This window comes from Bariatricus sp. SGI.019 (assembly GCF_050315235.1).
Classification (GTDB): domain Bacteria; phylum Bacillota; class Clostridia; order Lachnospirales; family Lachnospiraceae; genus JAFBIX01.
On the sequence record NZ_JBNPOQ010000040.1, the window covers coordinates 1 to 5,832 of the forward strand.

General features: G+C 37.6%; 6 protein-coding genes. All 6 read left to right on the forward strand.

The annotated features are described in order from the left end of the window. Nucleotides 1-36 precede the first annotated feature (36 nt). The 6 genes from ACQRD1_RS14425 (at nucleotide 37) to rfbC (ending at nucleotide 5,820) form a co-directional block, all read left to right on the forward strand. The gene (locus tag ACQRD1_RS14425; RefSeq protein WP_347376552.1) at nucleotides 37-1,320 is read left to right on the forward strand and encodes an AAA family ATPase; all 1,284 of its coding nucleotides are present in this window, start codon (nucleotides 37-39) and stop codon (nucleotides 1,318-1,320) included. Then, a complete protein-coding gene (locus ACQRD1_RS14430) occupies nucleotides 1,313-1,957 on the forward strand; it encodes a hypothetical protein (protein ID WP_427787920.1) in 645 nt (214 codons plus the stop codon). The genes ACQRD1_RS14425 and ACQRD1_RS14430 overlap by 8 nt, the downstream gene beginning before the upstream one ends. 118 nt (nucleotides 1,958-2,075) lie before the next feature. Beyond that, nucleotides 2,076-2,972 carry a glucose-1-phosphate thymidylyltransferase RfbA gene (gene rfbA, locus ACQRD1_RS14435; protein WP_235232120.1) on the forward strand — a complete coding sequence of 299 codons (897 nt, stop codon included), beginning with the start codon at nucleotides 2,076-2,078 and terminating at the stop codon, nucleotides 2,970-2,972. Between the two features lie 225 nt (nucleotides 2,973-3,197). Beyond that, nucleotides 3,198-4,217, forward strand: coding sequence for a dTDP-glucose 4,6-dehydratase (gene rfbB, locus ACQRD1_RS14440; protein WP_235232121.1), 1,020 nt, complete (start codon nucleotides 3,198-3,200; stop codon nucleotides 4,215-4,217). Nucleotides 4,218-4,240: 23 nt separating this feature from the next. After that, nucleotides 4,241-5,182 carry a dTDP-4-dehydrorhamnose reductase gene (gene rfbD / locus ACQRD1_RS14445; RefSeq protein ID WP_427787923.1) on the forward strand — a complete coding sequence of 314 codons (942 nt, stop codon included), beginning with the start codon at nucleotides 4,241-4,243 and terminating at the stop codon, nucleotides 5,180-5,182. A 29-nt stretch (nucleotides 5,183-5,211) separates the two neighbouring features. Continuing rightward, nucleotides 5,212-5,820: a dTDP-4-dehydrorhamnose 3,5-epimerase gene (gene rfbC / locus ACQRD1_RS14450; protein WP_427787925.1), complete on the forward strand. Its 609-nt coding sequence runs from the start codon at nucleotides 5,212-5,214 to the stop codon at nucleotides 5,818-5,820. The last annotated feature ends 12 nt before the right edge of the window (nucleotides 5,821-5,832 follow it).

Here is a 5,832-nt window from a genome sequence, read left to right on the forward strand (position 1 = left end):
AGATGAATAAATGAAATGGGCAGAAGGTATTTTAAAATGAAATTAATTATTGATAATTTTGCGAAAATAAAGCATGCAGATATAATGATTGATGGGATTACAGTAATAGCAGGAGAAAACAATTCGGCAAAAAGTACAATTGGAAAAGTATTATATTCTTCTTTTAATTCTCTATATGATATAGAAGGAAAGATAGAAAAGCGAAGAATTGAGAATATATATGATGTATGCAATAGGGGTATGCGCAATGCATTTATGCATGAATTACGTTCACCAAGAACGATATCTGACAGAATAAGTAAAGAGTTTAGCAATATTCTTGTGAGACAGGGTACAGTTGATAAATTAAAATATCATAAGATATTAATAGATATTCTAAAAAAATATAATGTAGAATTATCAGAAGAAAGAGTTGAAGAGATTCTTGAAAATACATATGATAAAATTGTTTCGTTAAAGAAAAATGACGATTATGAGATTGCATTAGAATTAATACAGAGATTTTTCACACAGGTATTTGATTCTCAAATCCAATGTTTAAAAGGAGCTGAAAAAAAAGCAAAGGTAACATTGGTAATTAAAAATAAAGAATTATCAATTCAGTTTGAAAATAATGAATGTGTCAAATGGGAGACAGAGTATAATATTTTGCATGAAGCTTTTTTTATTGACGATCCTTTTGTTTTGGATAATTTAACAGGATTTTATTTCTTGTCTAATAATACAATTCGTAATCAATTGATTGAACGATTAAGTGACGATGATCTAATGGAAGGTATATTTGATGCAGTTAAGGCGAAAGATAGTCTAAAAGAGATATATAATATTTTGGATCAGATAACAAAAGGAAAGATATCCGTGCGAAATGGACAATGGGAATTAAGCTCAGAAGAATATCAAGAGCCAGTTCATTTTGAGAATCTTTCAGCAGGGTTAAAGTCTTTTGTATTAGTAAAGATGCTGTTGGAAAAGGGAATTCTTAAAGAAAAAGATGTACTTATTTTGGATGAGCCAGAGATTCATCTTCATCCTGAATGGCAATTGGTTTATGCAGAATTAATTGTTCTTTTGCAGAAAATGTTTGATCTGAGTATTGTAGTTACAACACATAGCCGTGATTTTTTGGAGGCTATAGAATTAAGTGTAAAAAAATATAAGTTAAATGACAAGAGTAATTTTTATTTGTCGAGAATGGAGGATGAATTAGTAGTTTTTGATAATGTTACAAATAATTTGGAAAGAATCTATAGCCAACTGGTAACTCCCAGTATGTTATTAGATAAACTTAGGTATGAAATAGGAATGGATGAGGATGAGTAATTTTGATGTATTTAAAGACACAGTAATGAGATATTTAATGAGAAATGGAATAGAATTATCATTTTTATCTTCTTTACATGAAGTGTCCCTGAATAATACAAATGATGAATCACGATATCTATGTAATAGTGGTGGAGATTTAGAAGTGGTATCTATGGATGTATTAGCAAAAGATGGGTATAGAAAAGCTAAGGCATCTTCCTTGAAGGAGAATCCTATTACTACTGTAGATGCATTTATGATTAACAAAAATAATGAATGGTATTTGATTGAATTTAAAGATTGTCCTATAAGAAGTGATAAAAAAACAACAAAGGATAATATCATTAAAAAGGCATATGAAAATTGGTATATGATATTAGACATGTTTTATACAGTGACAGAAGAAGGATATGAAAATGCTATTTTTGACGTGGTAAATCCTGTTAAGTTTGCTAAGTTACATGTTTATTACATATTGGTGTGTAGTGCAGATAAAAATGCAAATATTTATAATCAGGTAAAGAACAAGGCATTGTTAAATCAGAATTATACACCACCTTTTATGCAGAGGTTGAAAGATTATATTTTTAAAGATGCATTTGTCTATACAGAAGATTTTTTTGAGAAAAAATTTGTGAATAATTTTGTTTATTAAAAATTAAAAAAGTACTTGAAGGTGACCCAAGGTCACCTTTTATAATGTGTTCAGACAGGATGAAATCGACTGAATTGGGAACATAATAATTACATACATTACAAAGGAGGTTCCTATTATGAAGGGAATTATATTAGCAGGAGGTTCTGGTACACGTCTGTATCCTCTGACTATGGTAACATCGAAGCAATTATTACCGATTTATGATAAACCGATGATCTATTATCCGATGTCTGTATTGATGAATGCAGGTATTCGTGATATCTTGATTATCTCCACTCCACAAGATACACCGAGATTTCAGGAACTGTTGGGAGATGGACACCAGTATGGTGTGAATCTTTCCTATGCAGTTCAGCCAAGCCCGGATGGACTGGCACAGGCCTTTATCATTGGTGCAGACTTCATTGGTGACGATACCGTTGCAATGGTTCTGGGAGATAATATTTTTGCAGGTCATGGCTTGAAAAAGCGTCTGAAAGCGGCCGTGGAAAATGCAGAGTCTGGAAAAGGTGCGACAGTATTCGGCTATTATGTAGATGATCCGGAACGTTTTGGTATCGTAGAGTTCGACCACAACGGAAAGGCAATCTCTATTGAAGAGAAACCAGAACATCCAAAGAGCAATTACTGCGTAACGGGATTATACTTCTATGATAATAAAGTTGTAGAGTATGCCAAGAACCTGAAGCCTGGAAAAAGAGGCGAGTTAGAGGTCACAGACCTGAACCGCATCTATCTGGAAGACAATCAGCTGAATGTAGAGCTCCTTGGACAAGGATTTACCTGGCTGGATACCGGAACACATGAAAGTCTGGTAGATGCAACAAATTTTGTTAAGACAGTAGAGACACATCAGCATCGTAAGATCGCATGCCTGGAAGAGATCGCATATCTGAATGGCTGGATCAGCAAAGAAGAAGTCATGAAAGTCTATGAAGTACTGAAAAAGAACCAGTACGGACAGTACCTGAAAGACGTATTAGATGGGAAGTATCAAGAAAACTTGTATTAAAAACGTTACTATTCACAGTTATTTCAGAAGAATAATCAGGCTTTTCGTGTTTACACGTAAAAGAATGGTTATTCTTCTGAAATTGAACTGCGAAGCAGGAACTTCACCCACATAAGCAATCTTAGCTGCATAGTAGCGAGATTGGAGCCTCGAAAAGAGGCGACGATTGCGCATGTGGAGTGAAGAACTGTGAAGAACATTAGAACACAAAAGGAGAATATGATTATGACAATTATTGTAACTGGCGGAGCTGGATTTATTGGAAGTAACTTTATATTTCACATGTTAGAGAAGTACCCGGATTATCGTATTGTATGTCTGGATTGTCTGACTTATGCAGGAAATTTATCCACACTGGCACCTGTCATGGACAACCCGAATTTTAGATTTGTAAAAGAGAGTATCACAGATCGTGAAGCAGTGTACAGATTATTCGAAGAGGAGCATCCGGATATCGTGGTGAACTTTGCCGCAGAGAGTCATGTAGACCGTTCTATTGAGAATCCGGAAGTATTCTTGGATACGAACATTAAAGGAACAGCAGTGTTGATGGATGCTTGTAGAAAATATGGAATTACCCGTTATCATCAGGTATCTACTGATGAGGTGTACGGAGATCTTCCACTGGACAGACCAGATCTGTTCTTTACAGAGGAAACACCAATTCACACAAGTAGCCCATATAGCTCTTCGAAGGCAGCAGCTGACCTGTTAGTGCTGGCATATCATAGAACCTATGGTCTCCCTGTGACCATTAGTAGATGTTCGAACAACTATGGCCCATATCATTTCCCAGAGAAGCTGATTCCATTGATGATTGCTAATGCACTGAATGACAAGCCACTTCCGGTATATGGTAAGGGAGAGAATGTCCGTGACTGGCTGTATGTAGAAGATCACTGTAAGGCAATTGATCTGATCATTCACAAAGGACGAGTTGGTGAAGTATACAATATCGGTGGACATAACGAGATGAAGAACATTGACATTGTTAAGATTATCTGTAAAGAATTAGGGAAACCAGAAAGCCTGATTACTTATGTAACAGACCGTAAAGGTCATGATATGCGTTATGCAATCGACCCAACCAAGATTCATAATGAATTGGGCTGGCTTCCGGAGACAAAGTTTGCAGATGGTATCAAGAAGACGATTCAGTGGTATCTGGATCATAAAGAATGGTGGGAGACTATTATCTCTGGTGAATATCAGAATTATTATGAGAAGATGTATGCAAATCGTTAATTGTGGCAGCAGGAGGTAATCGTATGAAGGTATTAGTAACAGGCGTTGGCGGCCAGCTTGGGCATGATGTCATGAACGAACTGGCAAGGCGTGGATATGAAGGAATTGGAAGTGATATTGCTCTGGAATATAGTGGAGTGGCAGATGGTTCTGCAGTTACTACAATGCCATATATTCCAATGGATATTACAGATGCAGCTTCTGTAGAAGAGAAGATTACGGAGGTTCATCCAGATGTAGTCGTTCACTGTGCAGCATGGACAGCAGTGGATATGGCAGAAGATGATGATAAGGTTGAAAAAGTACGTGCCATTAATGCAGGTGGCACAGCCAATATTGCGAATGTCTGCAAGAAGCTGGATTGTAAGATGGTATATATCAGTACGGACTATGTGTTTGATGGCCAGGGACTGAAGCCTTGGCAGCCGGATTGTAAGGATTACAAGCCATTGAATGTCTATGGACAGACCAAGCTGGAAGGAGAATTGGCAGTATCTGAGACTTTAGAGAAATATTTCATCGTGCGGATTGCATGGGTATTTGGTAAGAATGGTAAGAACTTTATCAAGACGATGCTGAATGTAGGAAAGACCCATGATAAATTAACGGTGGTGAATGATCAGATTGGAACACCGACTTATACGTTCGATCTTGCAAGATTATTAGTGGATATGATTGAGACAGAGAAGTATGGTTATTATCATGCAACGAATGAAGGCGGTTATATCAGCTGGTATGACTTCACAAAAGAGATCTTCCGCCAGGCAGTAGAGATGGGGCATGAAGAGTATGCAGAAGACAGATTGACCGTATCTCCGGTAACGACCGAAGAATATGGAATCTCTAAGGCGGCGCGTCCATTCAACAGCAGACTCGACAAGAGCAAGCTGATAGAGAATGGTTTTGAACCATTGCCGACATGGCAGGATGCATTGGGCAGATATCTGAAAGAGATTGAATTTTAATTCGCGTTATAATATAGGAGATGATATAGATGGGACAGATTAAAGTTGAGAAAAATGCCGGTGGAATTCCGGGACTGTGCGTAATTGAGCCGACTGTTCATGGAGATGCCAGAGGGTATTTTATGGAGACCTACAATCAGAGGGATATGGAAGAGGCAGGACTTACTATGAATTTTGTACAGGACAATCAGTCCTGCTCCACAAAAGGTGTCCTTCGGGGATTACATTTTCAGAAGGAATTTCCACAGGGAAAATTGGTGCGAGTTGTGAAAGGCTCTGTGTTTGATGTGGCAGTTGACCTCCGAAGCGATAGTGAGACTTATGGGAAATGGTTCGGGGTAGAATTGACAGAAGAGAATAAGAAGCAATTCTATATTCCAGAAGGATTCGCACATGGGTTTTTAGTGTTGAGCGATATTGCAGAATTCTGTTATAAATGTACAGACTTCTACCATCCGGGAGATGAAGGTGGCTTGGCGTGGAATGATCCGGAGATTGGAATTGAATGGCCACAGTTGACTGGCGCGTACCAGGGGACAGCGTCTGCTGACGGATATCAGTTGGAAGATGGAACAGCATTGAACTTAAGCGATAAAGATCAGCTCTGGGTTGGATTGAAGGATACGTTCCATTTTTAGAGACAGAACAGG